Raw genomic sequence first — 22,724 nt, forward strand, 5'->3', positions numbered from 1 at the left:
CAGGAATGAACGAGACGAAAACCCTGCTGCGCCTGACGCAGCTGCGCAAGGCCTTCGACGCGGTGGTGGCCACCAACGGCGTCGACCTGGACGTGCGCGCCGGCGAGATCCACGCCATCATCGGCCCGAACGGCGCCGGCAAGTCGACGCTGATCGCGCAGATCTGCGGCGAGATCCGGCCCGACTCGGGCGCCATCGAACTGGACGGGCGCGACGTGACGGCGCTGCGCGCCTTCGAGCGCGCCCGCCTGGGGCTGGGCCGTTCGTTCCAGATCACCGAGCTGTGCCAGGAATACACCGCGTTGGAAAACGTCATCCTGTCCAGCATGCTCAAGGGCGGCCGCGCCTTTGGCGCCTGGTCCGATCCGCGCCGCGACGCGGGCCTGAAGGCGCAGGCGATGCAATGGCTGACCCACGTCGGCCTGGCGGACCGGCGCCACGTGCGCACCGCCGACCTGGCGCACGGCGAGAAGCGCCAGCTGGAACTGGCGGTGGCCCTGGCGCGCTCGCCGCGCCTGCTGCTGCTGGACGAGCCCATGGCCGGCATGGGGCCGGAGGAATCGGCGCGCATGACGCGCCTGCTGCTGGGCATGAAGGGCGACTACGGCATCCTGCTGGTCGAGCACGACATGGACGCGGTGTTCGCGCTGGCCGACCGCATCAGCGTGCTGGTCTACGGCAAGGTGGTGTTCAGCGGCGCGCCCGACGAGGTGCGGCGCCATCCGGAAGTGCGCGCCGCCTACCTGGGAGAAGAACATGTTGAAGGTTGAGGGCCTGACCGGCGGCTACGGGTCGAGCAAGGTGCTGTTCGGCATGGCCTTCGAGGCCGCCGAGGGCGAGGTGATCTCGTTGATCGGCCGCAACGGCATGGGCAAGACCACCACCATCAAGACGCTGATGGGCATGCTGCCGGCCACCGGCGGGCAGGTCCAGTTCCGCGGCCAGACGCTGTCGCGGCCCGCGCCCAGCGTAGTGGCGCGGCTGGGCGTGGGGCTGGTGCCGGAAGGGCGGCGCGTGTTCGGCTCGCTGTCGGTGGAAGAGAACCTGGTGGCGACCTCGCGCGCCGCGCCTGGCGGCTGGGACCTGGCGCGGGTTTACGCGCTGTTCCCGCGCCTGAAGGAGCGCCGCGCGCAGTCGTCGCGCACGCTGTCGGGCGGCGAGCAGCAGATGCTGGTGGTCGGCCGCGCGCTCATGACCAATCCCAAGCTGCTGATCCTGGACGAGGCCACCGAAGGGCTGGCCCCGCTGATCCGCCAGGAAATCTGGCGTTGCCTGCGGGCGCTGAAGGCCGAGGGCCAGACCATCCTGGTGATCGACAAGAACCTGCCCGAGATGGCGACGCTGGTGGATCGTCACTACATCGTCGACAAGGGCCGGGTGGCCTGGTCGGGCGCGCCCGTGGAACTGTCCGCGCAGCCCGACCTGGCGCAACGTTATCTCGGCATCTGACCGCAATAGGAGCACACGCATGTTGAACCTGCCCGTTTTCAAGGCCGCCGCCGTCCAGGCCGCCCCGGTGTTCCTGGACACCGACGCCACCGTCGACAAGACTTGCGCGCTGATCGCCGAGGCCGCCGGCAACGGCGCCAGCCTGGTGGCCTTTCCCGAGGTGTTCGTCTCGGCCTATCCCTACTGGAGCTGGGTGATGAACCCGGTGCAGGGCAGCCCGTGGTTCGAAAAGCTCTGCAAGAGCGCCATCGAACTGCCGGGGCCGGAGATCCGCCGCATCGCCCAGGCCGCGCGCCAGCACCGCGTCAACGTGGTGGTGGGCGTGAACGAGCGCAGCCGCCATGGCGTCGGCACGATCTACAACACCATGGTCTTCATCAACGAAGAGGGCCGCGTCCTGGGCCGCCACCGCAAGCTGGTGCCGACCTGGGCCGAGAAGCTGACCTGGGCCCACGGCGACGGCGAGTCGCTGCGCGTGTATGACACGTCCGTCGGCAAGCTCGGCGGCCTGGCCTGCGGCGAGAACACCAACACGCTGGCGCGCTTCTCGCTGCTGGCGCAGGGCGAGATGGTGCACGTCGCCAGCTATATCTCGCTGCCGGTGGCGCCGCCCGACTACGACATGGCCGAGGCCATCCGCCTGCGGGCGGCGGCCCACTCGTTCGAGGGCAAGGTGTTCACGGTGGTGTCGTGCTCGACCATCTCCACCGAGATCCAGGACGCCATCAGCGCCAGCCATCCGGAAGCGCGCGAGATGCTGGCGCGCCGCAACAGCGCGTTTTCGGGAATATTGGGGCCGGACGGCCGCGTCATCGGCGAGCCGCTGATCGACGACGAAGGCATCGTCTACGCCGACATCGACCTGTCGCGCTGCATCCAGCCGCGCCAGATGCACGACATCGTCGGCCACTACAACCGCTTCGACGTGTTCGACCTGCGCGTGAACCGGCGGCCGCTGCAGGCGGCGCGCTATGACGACCAGGACGGACCTGCCGGCGACGAGGCGGGCTGGGACCTCGATCCGCAGCCGGAAACGGCGCGCGAAGCGCGCGGGTGAGCAGGGCCGGGCCGGCGGGTAGAATGGGCCGCCTGAGCGCCGGCTGGCCCCGGGGCCGGCCAGCCGGCCGCTGACATCTGGAGAGCAAGTTGAAGCCAAGAATCAAAGCTTCCCGCCAGGACGAGCCCGGAGCCGACGGGAACGCCGAGGTAGAGGAAATCACGCTGTCCGAGCAGGTCTACCGCCTGCTCCGGCGCGACATCATGAGCGGCGCGTTCGCGCCGGGCCAGTCGCTGCGCCTGGAATTGCTCAAGCAACGCTACGGCAGCAGCTTTTCCCCGATCCGCGAAGCCCTGAACCGGCTGCGCAGCGAACGCATGGTGATCACCACCACCTCGCGCGGCTTTCGCATCGCGCCGCTGTCGGTCGAGGAAATGTGGGACGCCTGCGAAACCCGCATCCTGATCGATTGCGACGCGCTGCGGCGCTCGCTGGCCAACGCCGATGACGCCTGGGAGGCGCGGCTGGTTGGCGCCTACCACGCGCTGACGCTGGCCGCGCAGCGCGCCGGCGAGGCCGTGCCGCCCAGCCAGGAGCTGGAGGAATCGCTCGAGGCGCGCCACCTGGACTTCCACCACGCGCTGATCGGCGCCTGCCGCTCGCACTGGCTGCTGGACCTGTCCACGCAGCTGTACGCGCAGACCGAGCGCTACCGGCGTCCGGCGCGCGCCGGCGCCACCGCCTACGGCCCCGAACGCAATGTCGACGACGAGCACCGCCAGCTGCTCGATGCCGCGCTGTCGCGCGACGTCGAGCGCTCGGTGGCGATGCTGGCGGCGCATTACCGCAAGACGGCGCAGTTCATCGAACACATCATTTCCCAGGACGACAGGCAGGCCATTCATGCGTGACGCGGACATCGATCTCTTTTTCCCCACCATCGCCGAGCGCGAGGTGCAATACAACGCCCGCGAGTCGGTGGCGGACTTCGACGCCTGCGTGCGCCGCTACGCCGAGTCGGCCGCCGCGGTGAAGTCGCGCCGTCCCGGCCTGCTGAACCTGCGTTACGGCATGGGCCAGGACGAGCGGCTGGACCTGTTCCTGCCGGCGGCGAACCGCGGCCCGGCGCCGCTGTTCGTGTTCATCCATGGCGGCTACTGGCGCGCGCAGCGCAAGGAAGACGCGCCGGTGATGGCCGAGGCCTTCAACGCGGCCGGCGCGGCGGTGGCGGTGCCGGAATACACGCTGGCGCCCGAAGCGACGCTGCCGGAAATCGTGCGCGAGATGCGCTCGGCGCTGGCCTGGCTGTACCACAACGCGGCGGCCTACGGCGTCGATCCCGAGCGCATCTACGTCGGCGGCAGTTCGGCCGGCGGTCACCTGGCCGCGATGCTGGCCGCGCCCGCCTGGCCGGCGAGCTACGGCGTGCCGGACGACGTGGTCAAGGGTACGCTGGCGCTGAGCGGCCTGTTCGACCTGCGGCCGCTGTGCGACGTCCTGCCCAACACCTGGCTGCAGCTGACGCCGGAGCAGGCGGCGCGCCACAGCCCGATCTTCAACCTGCCCGAGCGCGCCGGCCCCATGCTGCTGGCCGTCGGCGGCCTGGAGACGCAGGGTTTCAAGAACCAGACCGAGGCCTTCGAGCGCGCCTGGACCGGCGCCGGCCTGCAGGCCACGCGTATCCCGACGCCGCATTGCAATCACTTCGACCTGGTGAACGAGCTGGAGGATCCGGCCAGCGACCTGACCCGCGCCACCCTGGCGATGATGGGCCTGGCGCAAGCCTGAGCGCGTTCACGGAGACGGGCGCGCCATGGCCGACCTGAAGCTGCTCGAAGACCTGATCGCGCTGGCGCAGAGCGGCAGCTTCGTGCGCGCCGCCGAGGCGCGGCACGTCACGCATCCGGCCTTCGGGCGCCGCATCCGCGCCCTCGAGGCCTGGGCCGGCGCGCCGCTGGTGGAGCGCCAGCGCGTGCCGGTGACGCTGACCGCCGAGGGCGAGGCCCTGCTCAAGACCGCCACCCAGGTGGTCGAGCAGATGGGGCTGGTGCGCCACCGCATCCGCAGTTCCGGCGCGGGCGGCGAGGCGGTGCTGCGCATCGCCACCGGCCGCAGCCTGTCGCGCACCGTGGTGGGCGACTGGATCGCGCGGCTGCGCCATCGCGCGCCGAAGGTGCTGGTCGAAGGCACGCAGCTGGAGATCTCCACCGGCAAGATGGAAGACATGGCCATGCGGCTGGAGCAGGGCAAGGTCGACCTGCTGTGCTGCTACGAGCATCCGGCCCTGTCGATGCAGCTCAACCCGGTGCGCTACCGCTACATGACCCTGGGCACCGACAAGCTGGTGCCGGTGAGCCAGGCCGACGGCCGCGGCCGCGCCCGCTATGTGCTGGGCGAGGGCGGCCATCCGGTGCCGCTGATCACTTACGCCGGCGGCCTGTCGATGGAGCGCATCCTGGGCGACCGGCTCGAATCCACGCCCTACGCGCTGACGCCGTTCGTGCGCATCGATTCGCTCGATGCCGCGCATGGCGCGGCGCTCAAGGGCCTGGGCGTGGCCTGGCTGCCGTGGTCGATGGTGGCGGCCGACTGCCGTCGCGGCACGCTGGTGTCGCTGGGCGGGCGCAGCGACGAGATCGCCTTCGAGGTGCGGCTGTACCGCTCGCGGGCGCGGCTGGCCGAGCTGGCCGAGGCGGCCTGGGAAGCCACCGCCAATCGCAAGGCTTGACGCGGCCCATCGGTGTCCGCGCGGGTGGATTTGGCGAGCTGAATTAGCACGGCAATGTGCCGACTCGGCACGTCATGCCGCCCGCCCACGCGCAGAATGTCTCCCGAAACTCGAACGAGACGGCGCCGCCGTCCGCCTCAGCACCCCAGGGAGAAACTCATGAAATCCGTTCCGCACGCCTTGCGCGGCGCGTCGGCCGCGCTCTGTGCCGCCGCCGCGTTGATCGCCTCGCCGGCCATCGCCGCCGGTTATCCCGACCATCCGGTTTCGCTGATCGTCGGCTATCCGGCCGGCGGCAGCGTCGATCTGACCGCGCGCCTGTTCGGCGAGGAACTGGCCAAGCGCATCGGCCAGAGCGTGGTGGTCGAGAACGCCGGCGGCGCCGGCGGCACCATCGGTGCGCAGCGCGTGGCCCGCGCCACGCCGGACGGCTACACGCTGCTGCTGGGCTCGACCAATGAAATGGTGGTCGCCCGCATGATCAACAACGCCGTCAAGTACGACGGCGCCAAGGACTTCACCGCCCTGGGCGTGATCGCCACGCAGCCCATGATGCTGGCGGCCAGCAAGAATTCCGGCGTGAAGAGCGCCGCCGAGTACCTGCAGAAGCTGCGCGCCACCGCGCCGGGCAGTTTCAATTACGGCTCGTCGGGCGTCGGCACCACGCTGCACCTTGCCGGCGAGATGATCAACCAGGAGACCAATACGCGCGCGGAACATGTCCCGTACCGGGGCGTGTCGCCGCTGGTGACCGACCTGATGAGCGGCCAGCTGGATTTCGGCGTGCTGGTGTTGTCCTCGGGCCTGCCGCAAGTGCGCGCCGACAAGATCGTGGCGCTGGGCGTGACGCAGCCCAAGCGTTCGGCGGTGGCGCCTGACATCCCGGCGCTGGCCGAGACGCCGGGGTTCGAGGCGGTCGACCTCAGCATCACGTTCTCGCTGTACGGCCCGGCCGGCCTGCCGGAGCCGGTGGCCGCCAAGCTGCGCGAGGCGCTGGCCGATACGCTCAAGTCGGAACAGTTCCGCGCCAAGATGCTGGAGGCCGGCGGCGTGCTGGCGCAGCCGGGCCTGGATCCGGTGGCCTCGCAGGCCGCCGAGACGCGCAAGTACGGCGCGCTGGTCAAGGCGGCCAAGATCGAGGCGCAGTGATCATGGATTTCACGCTGCCCGTTCCCGACCTCGCCGCCGAGCGCCTGGGCAATACCGACACGCCGGGCGTCTGGCATTTCGACTCGGGCCTGCCCGGCCGCGCGCTGATGCTGTCCGCGCTGGTGCACGGCAACGAGCTGTGCGGCGCCTGGGCCCTGAAGGACCTGCTGGCGGCGGGCCTGCGCCCGCGCCGCGGCCGGCTGACGCTGGCGTTCTGCAACCTGCCGGCGTTCGACCGTTTCGACCTGGCGAGGCATGACGCCTCGCGCTTCGTCGACGAGGACATGAACCGCGTCTGGAGCGCCGAGCGCCTGGATCAGCCCACCAGCAGCGACCGCCGGCGCGCGGCGCAACTGCGTCCGTGGGTCGAGCGCGCCGACTGGCTGCTGGATCTGCACTCGATGCACGAGCCCGGCGCGCCGCTGCTGCTGACCGGCGTCCTGCCGCGCAACATCGCCCTGGCGCGGCGCCTGAAGGCGCCGCAGCACGTGATCGTGGACGCCGGCCACAAGGACGGCGTGCGCATGCGCGACTTCGCGCAGTTCGGCGACCCGGCGCGCGATGCGGCCTGCGCGTTGCTGATCGAATGCGGTTTCCACGGCGACCCGGCGGCGCGCGACGTCGCGCGCGACATGGTGGCGCGCATGCTGGTCGCTTCGGATGTGGTGGATGCCGCCGACATCCCGGCCGGCTGGCTGCGGCCCGACGCCACCGCGCAACGCGTGCTGGAAGTGACCGACGCCGTGGTGGCGCCGTCGATGGATGTGACCTTCGCGCAGCCCTGGCAGGGCCTGGAGACGCTGGAGAAGGCGGGATCGGTGATCGGCTGGGCCGACGGCCGGGCGATCGTGTCGCCCTATGACCGCTGCACGCTGGTGATGCCGTCGCTGCGCCAGCTCAAGCCGGGCGTGACGGTGGTGCGATTGGCGCGCGACTACGCGGGCTGAATGTCGTGGAGGGAGCGACGCGGACGGCGTGACGCGGATCGTGGGCGCGGCGTGATCGCCGCGCCGGCCACGCGGCCGCGGGCCGCGTGGCATGGCCCGCGGGCGTTGCGTCCCGGGGGCCGGTCATGCCGCCATCACTTCTGCGGCGTGTAGCGCAATTCGTCGAGCTGGTAACCCTGCGCCGTCGCGGCGGCCAGGGCGCGGTCCAGGTCTTCCTTGGGCAGTTGCGGCGAGCGCGACAGGATCCACAGGTACTTGCGGTCGGGGGTGCCGACCACGGCCCAGCGGTAGTCCGGATCCAGCCCGATCACCCAGTAGTCACCCTTGATCGGCTTGAAGAACGAGACCTCGAGCTTGGCGTTGTTGCTGCCTTGGACCACCGTGGCGGTGCCCGAGGCCGAGTCGACGTCGCCGTCCTTGGTGCGGCAGCGGTTGTTGACCCCGACGGTGCCGTCGGGGTGCAGGGTGTATTCAGCGGTGGTGTCGCCAACGCAGTTGCGCTGGAAGAACATCGGGAAGTTGGCGATCTCGTACCACATGCCGGCATAGCGCTTCAGGTCGACCGACTCCACGGTTTGCATGGGCGGCGGCGCGGCGTGGGAGATCCCCGCCGCGCTGGCGGCCAGGGCCAGCAATAATGTTGCGATGCGGCGCATGGGGATAGTCTCCTGATCCAAAACCCTAACGATACGCCTTATTTGCGCGGGGCCTTCAGCGCGGCGTGATAGCGGGCGACATAGGTGTCGAAATCGACGTCGTCGGACTGCTCCAGGCGCAGCTGTTCGGCGCTGGAGTCGAGCGCGCCCTGGCGGTATTCGGCCGCCACGTCCGCCGGCAGCGGCTGGGCGCGCAGGGCTTGCGCGTGTTCGTGGCTCTGGCGCAGCGAAAAGTCGTGGAACGATTCGCCGCTGGCGGTCAGCGCGGCCAGCAGGCGCGCGGACGGCGTGGCGTCGGGCTGGCCCAGCTTGGCGCGCTGCGCGGCCAGGCTGTCGGCGTAGGCGCTGCCGCCCAGGGCCGAGTCGTACAGGGCCGCGTAGGGCGCGATCTGGTCCAGCAGTTCCTGGCCCCATTGCGCCAGGCCGATGGCCTTGCCGTCGCGGTCCAGCTGCAGGCCGGGCTTGCGGCCTTCCTTGACCACGGTGGAGAAGTTGTCGGCGCTGCGCTGACAGTAGCCGTTGGCCGGGAAGAAGGGGCTGTCGGAGGCGGCGCAGAACAGCAGGAAGGCGTCGACGAAACGGCTGGTGTCGGCATCGATGCCCACCGGTGATTCCGGGTTGATGTCCAGGCAGCGCACTTCCACGTACTGCACGCCGCGCTCGGCCAGCGCGGTGATCGGGCGCTCGCAGCGGCCGGTGGCGCGCTTGGGGCGGATGCTCGAGTAGTACTCGTTTTCGATCTGCAGCACGTTGGTGTTGAGCTGGATCCATTCGCCGTTGCGATGCGTGCCGATCTTCTGGTAGTCGGGCCACGGTTGCGTGACCGCGTCGTACAGGCGGCCGAGGAAGGTATCGAGATCGTTGTAGCAGAGCTTGAGCTGCGACTGGGCCTTGTTCTGATAACCCAGGTCGCTCATGCGCAGGCTGGTGGCGTGGGGCAGATACAGGGTGTGCTGGCCCAGGTGCTGCAGGCCGTGTTCGCCATCGCGCAGGAAGTCGCAGGAAAGCGCCGGCGCCGCGCCGAACAGGTACATCAGCAGCCAGGAATAGCGCGTGAAGTTGCGGATCAGGCCGATGTAGCCGCGCGAGCGGCGGTCCTGGTCGGTGCCGGGCTGGGTGTCGAGCACCGACCACAGCGCCTCGGGCAGCGAGAAGTTGTAGTGGACGCCGGCGATGCACTGCATGGTCTTGCCGTAGCGCTCGGCCAGGCCGCGGCGATAGACGTGCTTGAGCATGCCCGTGTTGGAGGTGCCGTACCAGGCGATGGGAATGTCGGCCTCGCCCGGCAGGGTGGCCGGCATCGACTGGTTCCAGATCAGCTCGTGGTCCAGCACGCTGTAGACGTGGCGGTGGGTGGCGGTCAATTCGGCCAGCAGGGCCTCGACGTTGTCGTGCGTGCCGGTGATCAGTTCGAGCAGCGATTCCGAATAGTCGGTGGTGACGTGTTCGTTGGTCAGCGCGGAACCAAGCCCGGCCGGGTGCGGCGTGCGGGCCAGGATGCCTTGCTCGTCGACGCGCAGGCCTTCTTTTTCGATACCCCGCAGGGTCTGGGTCAGGAGCGAGCGGTTGGCCTCTAGGCGGGCGAGGCGTTGGGCGGCGGTATCAGTCACGGAATCTTCTCGATGGGGTCTGTCGCCGGATTTTACGGGGTGCTGGCCTCCTCTGCCGAGGGAGCCAGTACTGGGGACAGGGACAATTGCGCGGCGGTGCGCGCCAGCCACTCGTCCAGGTCGGCGTAGACCGGGTCGGCGATGGGGGCGGTTTCGTTGAAAATCTCGTGCCAGGCGGTGTCGTACCAGCGCAATGTCAGCAATTCGGCGGGCGCGCGCTGGGCGAACTGGCGGCTGCCCTCGGCCGCCACGATGGAGTCGTCGCCGGCCACCATCAGCAGGGTGCGGCAGGACAGCAGATGGGCCTCCCGCAGGGAATCGCGGCCGCCGTCATCGACGAACCGGGCCAGCCGGCCGGTCATGCTGCGCCGCACCAGCGGGTCGGACCGGTAGGCCTTGACCACCGCCCGGTCGTGCGAGATGCGGGCTGGCGCCAGGCCATGGGGCACCCGCAGGTCGGGCGCGTGCAGCGACATCCAGGTCAGGGTGCGGCGCACCCACGGCGGCACGTTGACCACGAACGGCGGCGAACTGAGCACCAGGGCGTCGATCGGGGCCAGCCGCTGCAGCGCGATCCGCACCGCCACCAGGGCGCCCAGGCTGTGGCCCAGCAGGATCGGCGGGCGGCCGTGGACGGCGGTCCAGTCGGCCAGGCGCGCCACGGCGTCGGTCACCAGGTCCTCCTGGTGCGCCAGGGTGGCCGGCCGGCCGCCGGAGCGGCCATGGCCGCGGTGGTCATGGGCGCCCACCGTCCAGCCGCGCGCGGTCAGCCAGCGCGCCAGCCGGTCATAGCGCCCGGCATGCTCGCTCAGGCCATGCAGCAGGTAGATGCCGGGCGTGCCGGGGCCGATGATCGGCGGGGGCACATTCGGGGCGGCGGGCCAGACATAATTGGCCAGGGGCGTGCCGTCGGGCGCTGGGGTCATCGAAATCGGCGACAATTTGGGGCTGTCCTCGAAATGAAAAGACCGTGGGGTCTTTACGGTAATGACGATTTCATCGCTGTTTCGTTTCATGTTCAAGAAAGCCGGCCTGATTCTTGTGATGGCCCTGCTGGTCAGCGCCTGCTCGCCCCGTTACAACTGGCGCGAAGTGGACGTGGCGGACGGCCGGGTGCGGGCGGCATTCCCGGACCGGGTGCAGACCGAGACCCGCCAGCTGCGGCTGGACACCCATACGCTGTCGTTCACCCTGGCCACGGCCACCGTGGGCGAAGCGGTGTTCGCGATCGGGTCGGCGCCGCTGCCGCCGGAGATCGCGGCGGACCCCGTGGCCCGGCAGGCGCTGGGCATGGCGCTGATGCGCTCGCTGTACGTCAACATGCAGGCGCCGCCGCCCACCGCGTGGCCGCCCTATGGGCAGGACATCGACGTGCAGGGCAAGGCCATGGGCAAGCCCGGCTGGCTGCGGGCGCGGGTGTGGGTGACCGACACCATGCTGATCGAGGCGGTGGCGGCGGGCACCGAAGCCAGCCTGCCCGAGGAACGGGCCCGTGAATTCCTGAGGTCGGTGGTCGTCAAGCCGTGACGGAGTACAGCAGCCCCCGCCGGATCGCCACCGCCACCGCGGCGCGGCGGCCGCGCACCTGCAGCTTGCGGCAGGCGTTGCGCAGATGGAAATTGACGGTGCTTTCGCTGATGTCCAGGATGCGGGCGGTTTCCCAGCTGGTCTTGCCGGCGGCGCTCCAGTGCAGCGAAGCCGATTCGCGCGGCGACAGCCGGACGCTGGGCGGTGCAAGCGGGGCGACGACAATGGGGGCGGCGGACATGACGGCGGGGACGCGGGTTCCTGGCAAAAGACAACCCATGTTCCGGCCGGCGATCGGCCGTGGACAAGCGACGATGCCGTTGCGTATCACCCTTTGAATCTTTGACGGAATAAACGGATGCTGGCCATCGCGCAGTTCTATTTGTCGGCCATCATGCTGATGTTGCCGCTGTTGTCGTGCGTCGGCATCGGCGTCTTCTGGGGCAAGCGCGACCTGCCGTTCGGCGGCGCCTTCATCACCACGCTGGTCACGTCCGTGACCACGCCGGCGCTGGTGTTCCACACCTTCGTCACCACCCACCTGGACGACCGCGCGCTGGCCGACGTGGCGGCCGCCACGCTGCTGGCGCTGCTGTTGTGCGCGCTGGCCTGCGCCCTGCTGCTCAAGCTGGGCCGCCTGCCGGTGCGCACGCTGCTGCCGACGGCCTTCCTGCCCAACGCCGGCAACCTCGGCCTGCCGATCTCGCAACTGGCGTTCGGCGATGCCGGCCTGTCGGTGGCGGTGGCGTTCTTCGCCGTCAACTCCTTTGTCATGCACACCATCGCGGTGCGGCTGCTGCCCGGCGTCAATACCAAGGGCAGCTGGAAAAGTCCGATCCTGCTGGCCTCGGTGGTGGCCGTCGCCATGCGCCTGCTGCACATCCCGGTGCCGGCCTGGCTGATCGAGACCGCGCGCATGCTGGGCGCGGTGACGGTGCCGCTGATGCTGCTGAGCCTGGGCCACGCGCTGGCGCTGATCCCGGCCAACGGCCTGCGCGACGGCGCCAAGGTGGCGGTGATGCGCCTGGTGACCGGCCTGGCCGCGGGCCTGGCGATCGTCTGGGTCCTCGACCTGGAACCGGTGCTGGCCGGCGCGCTGACGCTGCAGATGGCGATGCCATGCGCCGTGGTCAGCTACATGTACGCCAAGCGCTACACGGACATGGGCGACACCGCCGCCGGCGCGGTGCTGGTGTCGACGGTGGTTTTCCTGCTGCTGGCGCCGCTGATGCTCTGGTTCAGCCACGCCGGCCCATAGGGCCTGTTCACTCTGGCAAGAGCCTCGCGCAGGCCGGCAATCGGGCGCCCGGCCTGGCGGGGTCGCCACCGCGCGGCGCCGGGCAACGGCGGCCGCGTTTTTTTGCGTGCGCTCATGCGGTCCGCGCCGCCGGCATGTGATGCCTCGTGTCATTTTTCCACCCCGATTTCCGCCCTTTGAGGACTGCGCATTCCGGCCGTCCGATTCTAGATGGCGCGCGCTTCTTTCGCCGCAGGCATTCAGATATTTTGCTTATCCAATTGACCGTGGTGGTCGATTCACTCACTTAATTTTGTGCGTCGGCCGCGCGGTCATTTCGCCCCTTCCTGGTACCTAGAATCAACGCATCCCTCGTGATTCAGGTTCCGGCGACATTGCCGCGGCCGATGTTGGAAATATCAAAATGCCTCAGCCCGTTCCCTTGCGGAAATCCATCGCCCATCGCGCGGCCCATCCCAATACGGAATCGTCTCCTGGCAAGATGCCTGTCGCCCGTGGCGGGGCCCTGTCCTGCTACGGCATGCGGGCGCTGCTGCTGGCGCTGGCCGCGGCTTTCGCCTCGCCCACGCCCGCCAAGGCGGCCGGGTTGCCCGACTTGCCGGCGCCGCAAGCCGGCGACAAGCGCGAACTCGAACGGGCCTTCGCTTCGTTCCTGCAGGAATCCGCGCGGGCCGAGCAGGCGCGGCGCGATGCCCGCGGCAATCCCATGATGGCCGCGGCGTCCGACACGCGCATGGGCGCGTCGAATGCGAACCTGACCGTGCCCGTGGGCGACGGCACCCTGTCGCTGGGGCGGGATTCCTTCGCGCTGTCCACGCCCGATTCGCGTTTCAGGGTCGGCGGCGGCGCCATGGACAACGCGCCGATCGGCCGCATCGAATACTCCCGGCTCATCACCGATCGTTTCGCGCTTGGCGCGAGCATGCAGCTCGGTGAATACCAGCGCGAACTGATCGGCCGCGGCATTTTCGTCGACGCCAGCAAGCAATACGAATTCGACGCCGCGGTGTCGCTGATGAAGGGCAGGCCGTCGTTCGATTTCGATTCCGGCAGCGCGCGCGTGCCGGTCACCCAGTTGGCGGGCATCGTGGCGGCGCGCCGCCTGTTCGCACCGGAATCGGGGCTGGGACTGCATGCGCTGGGCGCATCCGCGTGGGGCGCGCGCGCCCACAGCCCGAACGACCTGTCGAGCCGCACGGTGGTCGAGGACTACGCCAACTACACCCGCGTGCTGTACGACCCGCGCCGCATCTCCACGGGCCGCTTGTTCGGCGCCAGCGTGGACCTGCAATACGCGCCGTTCTCTTCGCTCGTGCTCAGCACCTCGCTCGGCCTGGAACACGAACGCTACCCGATGGGCGACGGCTCGGTCGAGAGCCGCCACCGTCCCTATCTGTCCGGCGGCGTGAAGTTCGCGGTCTACAAGGACTACCTGTTCGACATGCGCGTATCGACCGGCGTGTCACGCGACCTGGTCGCCAGCCTGTCGGGCGACAAGGCGCGCCTGTCGTTCGGCATGTCGCGCGGGCGCGATGGCGCGCTCAACAGCAAGACGGTCATGGTCTACGTCGACCTGATGAAGCTGATCTCGCCGTCGCGCTATACGGCCGACGGCAGCTCGCTGGCCATGCGCGAATCGCTGCAGCAGTACACCGGCGAGCGCCTGCTGGACAAGGCCGTCACGCGGCCCGACCGCATTCCGCAGACGTTCCTGGCCAAGGTCGACCGCACCGGCGTGCAGGAAGTCTTCATCGAGAAGGCCGGCCTGCCGCCGGGCGCCAAGGTCAGCGCCGATGGCCAGCGCCTGACCATCGCCGTGGGCAGTGGCGCGCTGACGCTGGCGGCCGTGCAGAAAAACGGCGCCGCGGTGGCGACGCCACCGCAATTCACGGTCGCGCCGGCGCAACTCTCGGTCGACCTGTTCAGGTTGCCCGTGCCGGCGCAGACCGACGAGTACGTCGTGCGTGTCAGCGACGCCACCCTGGCGACCTACAACGTCAAGATCACCGTGGGCCGCAAATGAACGGCCGGATGAAGATGTCAAAATACCTCCACACCTTTTCCGACCTGGTCCTCTATACCCTGGTCGGGGCCTGCTTTGTCCTGGGCTTGTCATGGGCCGGCGCGACGTTCGCGCAATCCCGGCTGAGCGTGATCAATGTCGTCGTCGAGAAGGCCACCGCCACCCCGAGGCTGAGCTTCGCGCAACCGGCGCTCACCCTGACGCTCGGCGAAACGGCCGCCAATCCCGCGCGCAGCGACCAGCCGGCCAGCAAGGGGGCCATCACCTACCGTTCCAGCGATGACGCCATCGCGCGTGTCGCCGCCGACGGCACGGTCACCGCGGTGGCGGCGGGCACCGCCACCGTCACCGCCACGCAGGCGGCCGACCTGCCCGCGTTCGAGTCGGGCAGTGGCAGCTATCAGGTGACGGTCGTCGGGCCGCTGTCGGCCAAGGCCACGCTCGCCGCCGGGACGTGGCTGGTCGGCGAGCCCTTTGCCGACATGGTGCCGGTGACCGCCAGCGGCGGCATCGGCAAGCTGAGTTACGCCATCGCGCCGACCGTGCCGGCGGGGCTGGCCTTTTCCTCGGATACGGGCGTCCTGTCCGGCACTGCGACCGTCGACTCGCCGGAGACGACCTACACCGTCACGGTGAGCGATGCCGCCACCCCAGCGCATACCGCCAGCGCCACGTTCGATATGACCATCGGACCGGCATTTGTCGCCACTGGCGGCGGTGATCGTATTGGCTTCATGCTGAATGAATACAACATGGTCGAAGGCCTGTTGCAGGTCAGAGGGGGGATCGGCGCGTTCCATGCTGCCGTCTCGCCGCCGCTGCCTCCTGGCGTGAGCGTCAGCGTGGCGAAGGATCGTACCGATGCGGGGCTTTACCTGGTCAATATCGACGGCTCCGGCACGGTCGCGTCTCCCTGGACGACGTACACGGTGACGGTAACGGACAGTGCCGTAACAGCTCACTCATATACGGCCAATTTCTCGCTCGCCGTTGCCGATGTGCTCACCGCGACAGTCGTGGACGGAAACAAGATCGCCACGGTCGGCGAGTCCATCAACTATCGTCCGGTCACCGGCTCGGGCGGGCTGCCCGAGGTTTCGGCGTTTGCATACGCCTACGCTGTGTCGCCGGCGCTTCCCGCCGGACTGGCAATGGACGGGGCAACCGGTGTGATCACGGGATCCGCCTCCAGCGCGGCGCCGGCCACGAGCTACACCGTGGCGTTGTCCGTCGATGGGTTGGTGTCGGCGGTGCCGCCGGTCACTGCGAACTTCACGCTCGAGATCGTCGACGGCCTGGCGGCCACGACCGTCATCTCCACGCAAACCATCGTCGTTGGCGACCCCGCGCTCGACATCACGCCGGTGACGGCCATTGGCGGTGTCGGCACGCGCCATTTCGCGGTCGCGCCGACGTTGCCCGCGGGGCTTTCGATGAGTGCCGCCACCGGCGTCATCACCGGTGCTGCGTCCGGCGAGTCCAAAGAGGCGGTCTACACCGTCACGGTCACCGATGACGCGGGGCATAAAGCCGCCGCGACCTTCTCGCTCGCCGTCAATGCGGGGCTGAAGACGTCGGTGTTCAACCATGGCGAGGAGCATCGGGTCACGGATCCGGTCGACTACACCCCGCCGATGACCTCGGGCGGCGTCCGTCCTTATCAGTACACCGTGACGCCGGCGTTGCCGACGGGGCTGGCCATGAATGCGGGAACCGGCGCCATCACGGGGGCCGCGACCGCGCCGTCCGCGATCACGACGTACACCTACACCGTGACGGACAGCGCCACGCCGGCGCATTCGGCGACCGGCACCTTCACCCTGGCGATCGCGCCGGCACTCACCGCGACGGCCGTGGGCACGACGACGATCTCGGTCGAGGTCGGCAAGCCCGTCACGGAAAGCCCGGTCAAGGCCGAAGGCGGTTTGGGACTGCCCCAGTTCAGCGTCCAGCCGGCTTTGCCGAGCGGGCTGGGCATGGATGCGCGCAGCGGCGAGATCACCGGCACGGCGACGGCCCCGTCGCCCGAGACCGAGTACACCGTCACGGTCACGGATGGCGCCAGCCCCCCGCAGACGGCCTCGGCCACCTTCAAGCTGAGCGTGTCTTCCAACCCGGGCATCGCCATCACGATGAATGCGCCGGTGAAGCCCCAGCGGATATCCATGGTGTTCCCGCCTTACGCGCCGGTGACGGCGTCCAGCGGTATCGGCAGCGCGCTCACGTACACGGTGGCGCCCGCATTGCCGAGCGGTTTGTCGATGGATCCTGCCACTGGCATCATCTCGGGCACACCGACGGTCGAACAGGTCGATAGCAGTGACGCCAGGTACACCGTCACGGTCACCGACAGCGCTTCGCCTGCGCATGAGGCCGAGGCCCGTTTCGGTCTGGTGACGTACCAGTTGCCGACGGCGACGGTCCTGGTGTCGTCGAAAACGTATCAGGCCGGGGAAGCCGTCAACTATCAACCCGTGTCAGGCGTCAGTGCCGCGGGGCGGCCGGTCACCTATCGCGTGGCGGGAGGCGGATTGCCCCGTGGGCTGAAGATGGATCCCAGCACGGGCGTCATTACCGGCACGACCCACGAAAAGATGAAGAGCGAGTTCTTCGTCTATGTCTCGGATCTTCCCCTGGATGGCGTCTTGTTCGCCTCGGCCTTGTTCATACTGGAGATCGTGCCGCCTGCGGCCCCGTGACCGTCAGCATGGCAGCGGATGGGGCGCGGGCCGCGTCCCGCGGCCTGTCCGGCCGCGGGGCGCCGCCAGGAAAGTGTCAGGCCACGCCCGACATGGCGCGCAACTGCGTCATCAGCGCTTCGGGGACTTCCACGCCGTGCTTGAGCGCCTCGTCGCGCAGCTTGCGGCGGCGGTCGCCGGGCAGGCGCACGCCGTCGTCTTCCAGCATGGCTTCCACCAGCGTCTCGACGCGTTCGAGGTAGGCCTCGTTGCCGGCCAGCGCACCGGGGTCGATGGCCATGAAGGCCTGGCCCAGGCGCGCCGGGCCGCCTTCGTCGACGAAGAACGACTCGGTCTCGAAACCGAAGTGCGAGCCGGTCAGGGCGCAGGCCAGCAGTTCGATGATCAGCGCCAGCATCGCGCCCTTGACGCCGCCGGCGGGCAGCATGCTGCCCGCCAGGCCGGCCTTGGGATCGGTGGTGGGCTGGCCGTCGGCGTCCAGCGCCCAGCCCAGCGGGATCGGCTGGTTGTCGCGCGCGGCGATCATGAGCTTGCCGCGCGCCACCTGGGACAGCGACAGGTCGATGACGATGCGGCCGCCGCCGCGACGCGGGAACACGGCGGCGATGGGATTGGTGCCAAATAGCGGACGCTTTCCGCCCCAGGCCGGCATGGCCGCGGGCGAGTTGCTCAGCGCCAGCGCCACCAGGCCGGCGTCGGCCAGGGCTTCCAGGTGGTAGCCGGCCTCGCCGAAATGGTGGCTGTTGGCCACGCCGATGAAGGCCACGCCGTGCTCGCGGGCGCGGCGGGCCGCTTCCTGGACCGCCAGCGCGCAGGCGGGAAACGCCAGGCCCGAGCCGGCATCGATCAGCGCCGCGCCGCCGCGTTCGTGCGCGATGCGCGGCACGGCGCTGCCGATGGCGCGGCCGGCGCGCAGGTGGCCGGCGTAGAACGGCACCCGTGACAGGCCGTGGGAACTGAGCCCCTGGCTTTCGGCGAAGACCAGCGCGCGCGCGGTGGTGTCGGCCATGGCCGGGTTGGCGCCCGCGGCGGCCAGGCTGGCCGCGGCCAGGTGTTGAAGTTCGTCCAGATAGATGTGAGCCATATCCTTCCTGTCAGGGGGGGCGCCGCGTGTCATCGGGCGCCGCCGGTAAGCGCTATTGTCACACCGGCGGCCACCATCTCGGAAACGCGGGTGTTGGCTTCCTGTGTCAAGCCGGCGATGTGGGGGGTGAGTATCAGGTTGGGCGCGCCGGCCAGGGGGCCGCCGGCGGGCAGCGGCTCCTGTTCGAACACGTCCAGCGCCGCGCCGCGCAGGTGGCCCGAGCGCAGCGCCGCCGCCAGGGCGGCTTCGTCCACCACGCCGCCACGGGCCGTGTTGACCAGGATGGCGCCCGGCCGCATGCGGGCGATGCGGCCGGCATCCAGCAGGCGGTGGGTGTCGGCGTTCAGCGGCACGTGCAGGGTGACCGCGTCGGCGCGGGTCAGCAGCTCGTCCAGCTCCAGGCGGGTGGCGCCGGTCTCGGCCCAGGCCGGATGGGCGGCCGGCAGCGCCGCGTCGCAGGCGACGATGCGCATGCCCAGGCCGGCCGCCAGCCGCGCCGTCAACTGGCCGATGCCGCCGAAGCCGACCACCCCCAGCGTGCGGCCATGCGCCTCCAGGCCCTGGGACAGCGCCGCGCGCGGCCAGGCGCCGGCCGCCACCTCGGCGCTGGCGGCGTAGGCGCCGCGCAATAGCGCCAGCACGGTGCCGATGACGTACTCGGCCACGGCGCGCGCGTTGGCGCCGGTGGCCGGCACCACCTGGATGCCGCGCGCGGCGCAGCCGGGCAGGTCGATGTTGTCCAGCCCGACGCCCAGCCGGCCGACCGCGCGCAGGCGCGGCGCGGCGGCCAGCAGGGCCGCGTCCACCTGGCTGCGGTTGCGCACGATGAGGGCGTCGGCCCCGGCGGCGGCTTGCAGCAGGGCGTCGCGCTGCTCCACCAGGTCGGGGGCGTAGCGCACGTCGAAGCGCTGCCGCAGGCTGTCGACCGCGGGCGCGTCCATGAACTCCGAGATAAGCACGTGCATGAAGGGCTCCGGTGTCAGGCGATCTGGATGTTGGCGTCGCGGATGATCTTGGCCCAGCGATCCACTTCGGACCGCACGTAGGCGCCGAATTCCGCCGGCCCGCGCGGCTGCGGCACGAAGCCCAATTGCAGCAGCGCCTGCTGCATGGCCGGCTGCGACACCTGCTTGACGATGGCGTCGCCGATGCGCTGCACCAGTTCCGGCGGCGTGCTGGCGGGCGCCATCACGCCGGTGAAGTTCTCCACGATCAGGTCGGGCAGGCCGGCCTGCGCCACCGTGGGCACGTCGGGCAGGTCGGCGCTGCGTTCGCGGGTGGTGATGGCGAGCGCCCGCAGCGAGCCGTTCTTCACATGCGACAGCGACTCGGGGTAGTTGGAGAACACCACGTCCAGGTGGCCGCCGATGAGATCGGTCAGCGACGGCGCGCCGCCCTTGTACGGCACGTGCATCAGCGGCGCGCCGGTCAGCTTCTGGTACAGCGCCAGGGTCAGGTGCGGCGGCGTGCCGTTGCCGCTGGAGCCGGCCGCCAGCGGCTTGGCGGCGGCCGCGCGCGCCAGGTCGGCCATGGTCTTGATCGGGCTCTTGGCGTTGACCACCACCATGATGGGCGAGGACGCCAGCCCCGCCACCGGCGTCAGGTCGCGGGTCAGGTCGTAGCCGGCCTTGCCGGCGAACAGCGTGGCGTTGGCGGCGTGCGATAGCGTGATGGCCAGCCAGGTGTAGCCGTCGGGGGCGGCGTGCGAGACGTGGGCCGCGCCGATGTTGGCGCTGCCGCCGGGCCGGTTCTCGACCACGATGTTCCAGCGTTCGGCGTCGCTCAAGGCCTTGCCGACCTGGCGCGCGGCCACGTCGGTCAGGCCGCCGGGCGGGAAGGGCACCACGTAGTTGATGGGGCGTTCCGGCCAGGCGCGCTTCTGCGCCAGGGCCTGTTGCCATGGGGCCAGCGCACAGAGGCCGGCGGCGCCCAGCGCGCCGAGCAGGCGCCGGCGCTGGGCGTCGTCGATCGGGGGGTGTTGCTCGCGATTCATCTGTCTTCCTCCTTGGGGGTGGCGCCCGGGTAGGAATGCTTACGCCTGTGCTGCCGTGGCGGCTTGCGCCCGGGTCTGCATGCTTTTGTGCGTGTGTTGCGAGGAACTGCGGGGGCGGCCGGCGCGCGTGGCGCGCCGGCCGGGCGCCGTCAGGCGCTTTCGAAGATGCGGGTCAGGACGAACTCGCGGTGGCCCAGGGCCTCGGCCGCGGTCCAGCGGCCGTTGGCGGTGGCGAGCATGCATTCGAGCAGCTTGTCGCCGGCCTGGTTCAGGTCGATCTCGCGTTGCAGCAGGGCGCTGGTGTCGACGTCGATGTGTTCCGACATGGTCCGCACCGTGCGCGGATTGGCGCAGATCTTGATGACCGGCAGGATCGGGTTGCCGATGACGTTGCCCTGGCCGGTGGGGAAGAAGTGCACCGCGTAGCCCGAGGCCGCGCACAGCGTCACCATCTCGGCCGCGGCCGAGGACGAGTCCATGAACCACAGGCCCGGCCCGTCGGGGATCTCGGCCTTGTCGATCACGCCGTCGACGCGGCACTGCTTGCCGATCTTCTGGATGTTGCCCAGCGCCTTTTCCTCGATGGTGGTCAGGCCGCCGGCGATGTTGCCCTTGGTCGGCTGCGATTCGGACAGGTCGCTGGTCTTCCAGCGGTCGATCATGGCCTGGTAGCGGTCGAACATAAACATGAAGCGTTCGCGCACGGCGTCGTTGGCGCAGCGCTCGGCCACGATGTGTTCGCCGCCGGTCAGTTCCGAGGTCTCGCCGAACACCAGCGTCGAGCCCAGCGCGTAGAGCTTGTCGAAGGCGTTGCCCACGGTCGGGTTGGCGCCGCAGCCCGAGGTGGTGTCGGACTCGCCGCACTTGGTCGAGACCCACAGGTCCGAGATCGGACACGTGCTGCGCGTGAGCGCGGTGGCGTAGTGCACGAATTCCTTGGCGCAGCGCGAGGCGCGCATGATGGTGTCGTGGTCGCCGTGCAGCTCGATGCTGAAGCCCATGACCGGCTTGCCGGTGGCGGCGATGCCGTCGACCACGCGCTTGGTCCAGCCTTCCTCGATGCCGATCACCACCACCGCCGCCACGTTCGGGTTGCAGCCGGTGCCGATGAGGGTGCGGAAGTGCAGTTCCAGGTCTTCGCCGAACTGCAGGCGGCCGTAGGGGTGGGGCAGGGCCAGGGTGCCCTTGATGTTGTTGGCGACGGCCTCGGCCGCGGCGTTGGAGATGTCGTCCACGGGCAGCACGATGACGTGGTTGCGCACGCCGACCCGGCCGTTGTCGCGGCGGTAGCCCTGGAAGGTGGTCTGAGCATTGATGACGGACATGATGGTTTCCTGTGTGGGCGAGGGGAGGCGGCTTACCAGCGCTTGGTCTTGATGTTGTGCACGTGGGCGTGCTGGCCGGCCTGGATCGGCGCGACCACGCGGCCGATGTCCACGCCGTACTTGAAGACCGTGTCGCCCACGGCCATGTCCTTGATCGCGACCTTGTGGCCGATGGGGATGTCCTGCGAGGCCCGCACGTGGACGATCTTGTCCTCGTCCATGATCCAGGCATTGAGCTCCGTTCCGGCGGTCAGGCCCTCCACCACGGCGACCGCCACCGTGTCCTTGGCATCGTGCAATACGGCGTGAATCATCGTCTTCCTCTCCTGGGTGAGCGCGCGGCGGAGTGCCGCGGGCGCTTCGGATCACAACGTCCGGCAAATCTTAGGGCGGGCTTTTTCGCATGTCAACTAAATCATATATATGAATTGTATGACTTGAGCCGAGGCGGTCCGCGCCGCTACACTGGAGGCCCTGATTTATTGCGATGCACCCATGAACACCAGCCTGTCATCGACTGTGCCTTTGGGCAGTCCCTTGTACGAGCAGGTCAAGCAGGCCGTGCTTGCCGCGCTGGCGCAAGGCGAATGGAAGCAGGGCGAGGCGATTCCGCCGGAGAAGAACCTGGCCGAGCGCTTCGGCGTGTCGATCGGCACGTTGCGCAAGGCCATCGACGAACTGGCCGCCGAGAACATCCTGGTGCGCCATCAGGGCCGCGGCACCTATGTCGCGGTGCACACGCGCAACCACCACTTCTTCAAGTTCTTCCGCATCCTGCGCCAGGACGGCCACAAGTCGTATCCGGCCACCGAGCTGCTGCGCTTTCGCCGCGTCAAGGCCTCGGCCGAGGCGCGCGACAAGCTTGGCCTGCCGGCCGGCGCCTACGTGTTCGAGTTCCTCAACATGCTGTCGCTGAACGGCGATGTGGTCATGGTCGACGACATCTGCCTGCCGGAATCGCGCTTTCCGGGCATGACCGAAGCGCACCTGCGCGAACGCGCCAGCACGCTGTACGCGCTGTACCAGGACGTGTTCGGCGTCAACGTCATCGCCACCGATGAACGCCTGCGCACCTGCCTGGCCGACCGTTCCCATGCGCGCTGGCTGGGCGTGGCCGAGGGCGGGCCGTTGCTGGAGATCCGCCGCCTGGCGTATTCCTACAACCGCCAGCCGGTCGAATGGCGCATCTCGCGCGTCAACACCGAACGCTACGAATACCTGGGGCATGAACCCTGGGAGGCGGGGGCCTGAGCCGCCGCCCGGCCCGCGTATCGGACGC

The 22,724-nt window shown here is 69.5% G+C and carries 22 protein-coding genes; 13 read left to right on the top strand and 9 right to left on the bottom strand.

Annotated features, from left to right (window positions below; translation table 11 throughout):
• Positions 1-5 precede the first annotated feature (5 nt).
• The 8 genes from H0523_RS18145 (at position 6) to H0523_RS18180 (ending at position 7,270) form a co-directional block, all read left to right on the top strand.
• On the top strand, positions 6-770 hold the full coding sequence (locus tag H0523_RS18145; protein ID WP_054433114.1) for an ABC transporter ATP-binding protein: 765 nt from the start codon (positions 6-8) through the stop codon (positions 768-770).
• Positions 757-1,449 carry an ABC transporter ATP-binding protein gene (locus H0523_RS18150; RefSeq protein ID WP_054433245.1) on the top strand — a complete coding sequence of 231 codons (693 nt, stop codon included), beginning with the start codon at positions 757-759 and terminating at the stop codon, positions 1,447-1,449. Before H0523_RS18145 ends, H0523_RS18150 begins: the two co-directional genes overlap by 14 nt.
• A 19-nt stretch (positions 1,450-1,468) precedes the next feature.
• Positions 1,469-2,506, top strand: coding sequence for a carbon-nitrogen hydrolase family protein (locus tag H0523_RS18155; RefSeq protein ID WP_054433115.1), 1,038 nt, complete (start codon positions 1,469-1,471; stop codon positions 2,504-2,506).
• A gap of 89 nt (positions 2,507-2,595) precedes the next feature.
• Complete coding sequence (locus H0523_RS18160; protein ID WP_006392587.1) at positions 2,596-3,357, top strand: GntR family transcriptional regulator; 762 nt, start codon at positions 2,596-2,598, stop codon at positions 3,355-3,357.
• Complete coding sequence (locus tag H0523_RS18165; RefSeq protein WP_054433116.1) at positions 3,350-4,234, top strand: alpha/beta hydrolase; 885 nt, start codon at positions 3,350-3,352, stop codon at positions 4,232-4,234. Before H0523_RS18160 ends, H0523_RS18165 begins: the two co-directional genes overlap by 8 nt.
• Before the next feature lie 25 nt (positions 4,235-4,259).
• The gene (locus H0523_RS18170) at positions 4,260-5,174 is read left to right on the top strand and encodes a LysR family transcriptional regulator (RefSeq protein ID WP_054433117.1); all 915 of its coding nucleotides are present in this window, start codon (positions 4,260-4,262) and stop codon (positions 5,172-5,174) included.
• 159 nt (positions 5,175-5,333) lie between these two features.
• Positions 5,334-6,323: a Bug family tripartite tricarboxylate transporter substrate binding protein gene (locus H0523_RS18175; protein WP_054433118.1), complete on the top strand. Its 990-nt coding sequence runs from the start codon at positions 5,334-5,336 to the stop codon at positions 6,321-6,323.
• A gap of 2 nt (positions 6,324-6,325) precedes the next feature.
• A complete protein-coding gene (locus tag H0523_RS18180) occupies positions 6,326-7,270 on the top strand; it encodes a M14 family metallopeptidase (RefSeq protein WP_054433119.1) in 945 nt (314 codons plus the stop codon).
• 134 nt (positions 7,271-7,404) lie between these two features.
• Here the strand turns inward: H0523_RS18180 and H0523_RS18185 are convergent, their stop codons facing one another.
• From H0523_RS18185 to H0523_RS18195, 3 genes are read right to left on the bottom strand one after another with little or no spacing between them, the layout of a single operon-like run.
• Entirely contained in the window at positions 7,405-7,926 is a 522-nt protein-coding gene (locus tag H0523_RS18185) for a lipocalin family protein (RefSeq protein ID WP_054433120.1), read from the bottom strand.
• 38 nt (positions 7,927-7,964) lie between these two features.
• Complete coding sequence (gene gshA / locus H0523_RS18190; RefSeq protein WP_054433121.1) at positions 7,965-9,536, bottom strand: glutamate--cysteine ligase; 1,572 nt, start codon at positions 9,534-9,536, stop codon at positions 7,965-7,967.
• A 32-nt stretch (positions 9,537-9,568) separates the two neighbouring features.
• Entirely contained in the window at positions 9,569-10,462 is an 894-nt protein-coding gene (locus H0523_RS18195; RefSeq protein ID WP_054433122.1) for an alpha/beta hydrolase, read from the bottom strand.
• Between the two features lie 61 nt (positions 10,463-10,523).
• Between H0523_RS18195 and H0523_RS18200 the strand changes: the two genes are divergently transcribed.
• Entirely contained in the window at positions 10,524-11,063 is a 540-nt protein-coding gene (locus H0523_RS18200; protein ID WP_054433123.1) for a hypothetical protein, read from the top strand.
• Here H0523_RS18200 and H0523_RS18205 read toward each other — a convergent pair.
• Positions 11,053-11,304 carry a helix-turn-helix domain-containing protein gene (locus H0523_RS18205; RefSeq protein WP_054433124.1) on the bottom strand — a complete coding sequence of 84 codons (252 nt, stop codon included), beginning with the start codon at positions 11,302-11,304 and terminating at the stop codon, positions 11,053-11,055. The genes H0523_RS18200 and H0523_RS18205 overlap by 11 nt on opposite strands.
• Positions 11,305-11,421: 117 nt before the next feature.
• Between H0523_RS18205 and H0523_RS18210 the strand changes: the two genes are divergently transcribed.
• From H0523_RS18210 to H0523_RS18220, 3 genes are all read left to right on the top strand, one after another.
• Positions 11,422-12,321, top strand: a complete 900-nt coding sequence (locus H0523_RS18210; protein ID WP_054433125.1) for an AEC family transporter — start codon at positions 11,422-11,424, stop codon at positions 12,319-12,321.
• Between the two features lie 481 nt (positions 12,322-12,802).
• Positions 12,803-14,344 carry a hypothetical protein gene (locus tag H0523_RS18215; protein WP_054460886.1) on the top strand — a complete coding sequence of 514 codons (1,542 nt, stop codon included), beginning with the start codon at positions 12,803-12,805 and terminating at the stop codon, positions 14,342-14,344.
• An 8-nt stretch (positions 14,345-14,352) separates the two neighbouring features.
• Positions 14,353-17,043, top strand: coding sequence for an Ig domain-containing protein (locus H0523_RS18220; protein ID WP_054433127.1), 2,691 nt, complete (start codon positions 14,353-14,355; stop codon positions 17,041-17,043).
• A 76-nt stretch (positions 17,044-17,119) separates the two neighbouring features.
• Here H0523_RS18220 and H0523_RS18225 read toward each other — a convergent pair whose 3' ends face one another.
• From H0523_RS18225 to H0523_RS18245, 5 genes are all read right to left on the bottom strand, one after another.
• Positions 17,120-18,127 carry an Ldh family oxidoreductase gene (locus tag H0523_RS18225; protein WP_054433128.1) on the bottom strand — a complete coding sequence of 336 codons (1,008 nt, stop codon included), beginning with the start codon at positions 18,125-18,127 and terminating at the stop codon, positions 17,120-17,122.
• Positions 18,128-18,156: 29 nt separating this feature from the next.
• Positions 18,157-19,092 (bottom strand): hydroxyacid dehydrogenase, encoded by a 936-nt coding sequence (locus H0523_RS18230; protein WP_054433129.1) that lies wholly within the window; start codon positions 19,090-19,092, stop codon positions 18,157-18,159.
• Positions 19,093-19,106: 14 nt separating this feature from the next.
• Entirely contained in the window at positions 19,107-20,120 is a 1,014-nt protein-coding gene (locus tag H0523_RS18235; RefSeq protein WP_054460883.1) for a Bug family tripartite tricarboxylate transporter substrate binding protein, read from the bottom strand.
• A 149-nt stretch (positions 20,121-20,269) separates the two neighbouring features.
• Positions 20,270-21,445 carry a UxaA family hydrolase gene (locus tag H0523_RS18240; protein ID WP_054433131.1) on the bottom strand — a complete coding sequence of 392 codons (1,176 nt, stop codon included), beginning with the start codon at positions 21,443-21,445 and terminating at the stop codon, positions 20,270-20,272.
• A 32-nt stretch (positions 21,446-21,477) separates the two neighbouring features.
• Positions 21,478-21,759, bottom strand: coding sequence for a UxaA family hydrolase (locus tag H0523_RS18245; RefSeq protein WP_054433132.1), 282 nt, complete (start codon positions 21,757-21,759; stop codon positions 21,478-21,480).
• 181 nt (positions 21,760-21,940) lie between these two features.
• Between H0523_RS18245 and H0523_RS18250 the strand changes: the two genes are divergently transcribed.
• Positions 21,941-22,696: a GntR family transcriptional regulator gene (locus H0523_RS18250; protein WP_054433133.1), complete on the top strand. Its 756-nt coding sequence runs from the start codon at positions 21,941-21,943 to the stop codon at positions 22,694-22,696.
• Positions 22,697-22,724: the final 28 nt, after the last annotated feature.

It is taken from the genome of Achromobacter insuavis (genome assembly GCF_902859645.1).
Lineage (GTDB): Bacteria > Pseudomonadota > Gammaproteobacteria > Burkholderiales > Burkholderiaceae_B > Achromobacter > Achromobacter insuavis.

Bases quoted from the DNA above. Each gene is read 5' to 3' on its own strand.
- H0523_RS18155 (WP_054433115.1), top strand. From the start codon at position 1,469: ATGTTGAACCTGCCCGTTTTCAAGGCCGCCGCCGTCCAGGCCGCCCCG.
- H0523_RS18245 (WP_054433132.1), bottom strand. From the start codon at position 21,759: ATGATTCACGCCGTATTGCACGATGCCAAGGACACGGTGGCGGTCGCC.
- H0523_RS18195 (WP_054433122.1), bottom strand. From the start codon at position 10,462: ATGACCCCAGCGCCCGACGGCACGCCCCTGGCCAATTATGTCTGGCCC.
- H0523_RS18165 (WP_054433116.1), top strand. From the start codon at position 3,350: ATGCGTGACGCGGACATCGATCTCTTTTTCCCCACCATCGCCGAGCGC.
- H0523_RS18170 (WP_054433117.1), top strand. From the start codon at position 4,260: ATGGCCGACCTGAAGCTGCTCGAAGACCTGATCGCGCTGGCGCAGAGC.
- H0523_RS18230 (WP_054433129.1), bottom strand. From the start codon at position 19,092: ATGCACGTGCTTATCTCGGAGTTCATGGACGCGCCCGCGGTCGACAGC.
- H0523_RS18205 (WP_054433124.1), bottom strand. From the start codon at position 11,304: ATGTCCGCCGCCCCCATTGTCGTCGCCCCGCTTGCACCGCCCAGCGTC.
- H0523_RS18225 (WP_054433128.1), bottom strand. From the start codon at position 18,127: ATGGCTCACATCTATCTGGACGAACTTCAACACCTGGCCGCGGCCAGC.
- H0523_RS18210 (WP_054433125.1), top strand. From the start codon at position 11,422: ATGCTGGCCATCGCGCAGTTCTATTTGTCGGCCATCATGCTGATGTTG.
- H0523_RS18145 (WP_054433114.1), top strand. From the start codon at position 6: ATGAACGAGACGAAAACCCTGCTGCGCCTGACGCAGCTGCGCAAGGCC.
- H0523_RS18215 (WP_054460886.1), top strand. From the start codon at position 12,803: ATGCCTGTCGCCCGTGGCGGGGCCCTGTCCTGCTACGGCATGCGGGCG.
- H0523_RS18200 (WP_054433123.1), top strand. From the start codon at position 10,524: ATGACGATTTCATCGCTGTTTCGTTTCATGTTCAAGAAAGCCGGCCTG.
- H0523_RS18235 (WP_054460883.1), bottom strand. From the start codon at position 20,120: ATGAATCGCGAGCAACACCCCCCGATCGACGACGCCCAGCGCCGGCGC.
- H0523_RS18250 (WP_054433133.1), top strand. From the start codon at position 21,941: ATGAACACCAGCCTGTCATCGACTGTGCCTTTGGGCAGTCCCTTGTAC.
- H0523_RS18220 (WP_054433127.1), top strand. From the start codon at position 14,353: ATGAAGATGTCAAAATACCTCCACACCTTTTCCGACCTGGTCCTCTAT.
- H0523_RS18185 (WP_054433120.1), bottom strand. From the start codon at position 7,926: ATGCGCCGCATCGCAACATTATTGCTGGCCCTGGCCGCCAGCGCGGCG.
- H0523_RS18175 (WP_054433118.1), top strand. From the start codon at position 5,334: ATGAAATCCGTTCCGCACGCCTTGCGCGGCGCGTCGGCCGCGCTCTGT.
- H0523_RS18150 (WP_054433245.1), top strand. From the start codon at position 757: ATGTTGAAGGTTGAGGGCCTGACCGGCGGCTACGGGTCGAGCAAGGTG.
- H0523_RS18180 (WP_054433119.1), top strand. From the start codon at position 6,326: ATGGATTTCACGCTGCCCGTTCCCGACCTCGCCGCCGAGCGCCTGGGC.
- H0523_RS18240 (WP_054433131.1), bottom strand. From the start codon at position 21,445: ATGTCCGTCATCAATGCTCAGACCACCTTCCAGGGCTACCGCCGCGAC.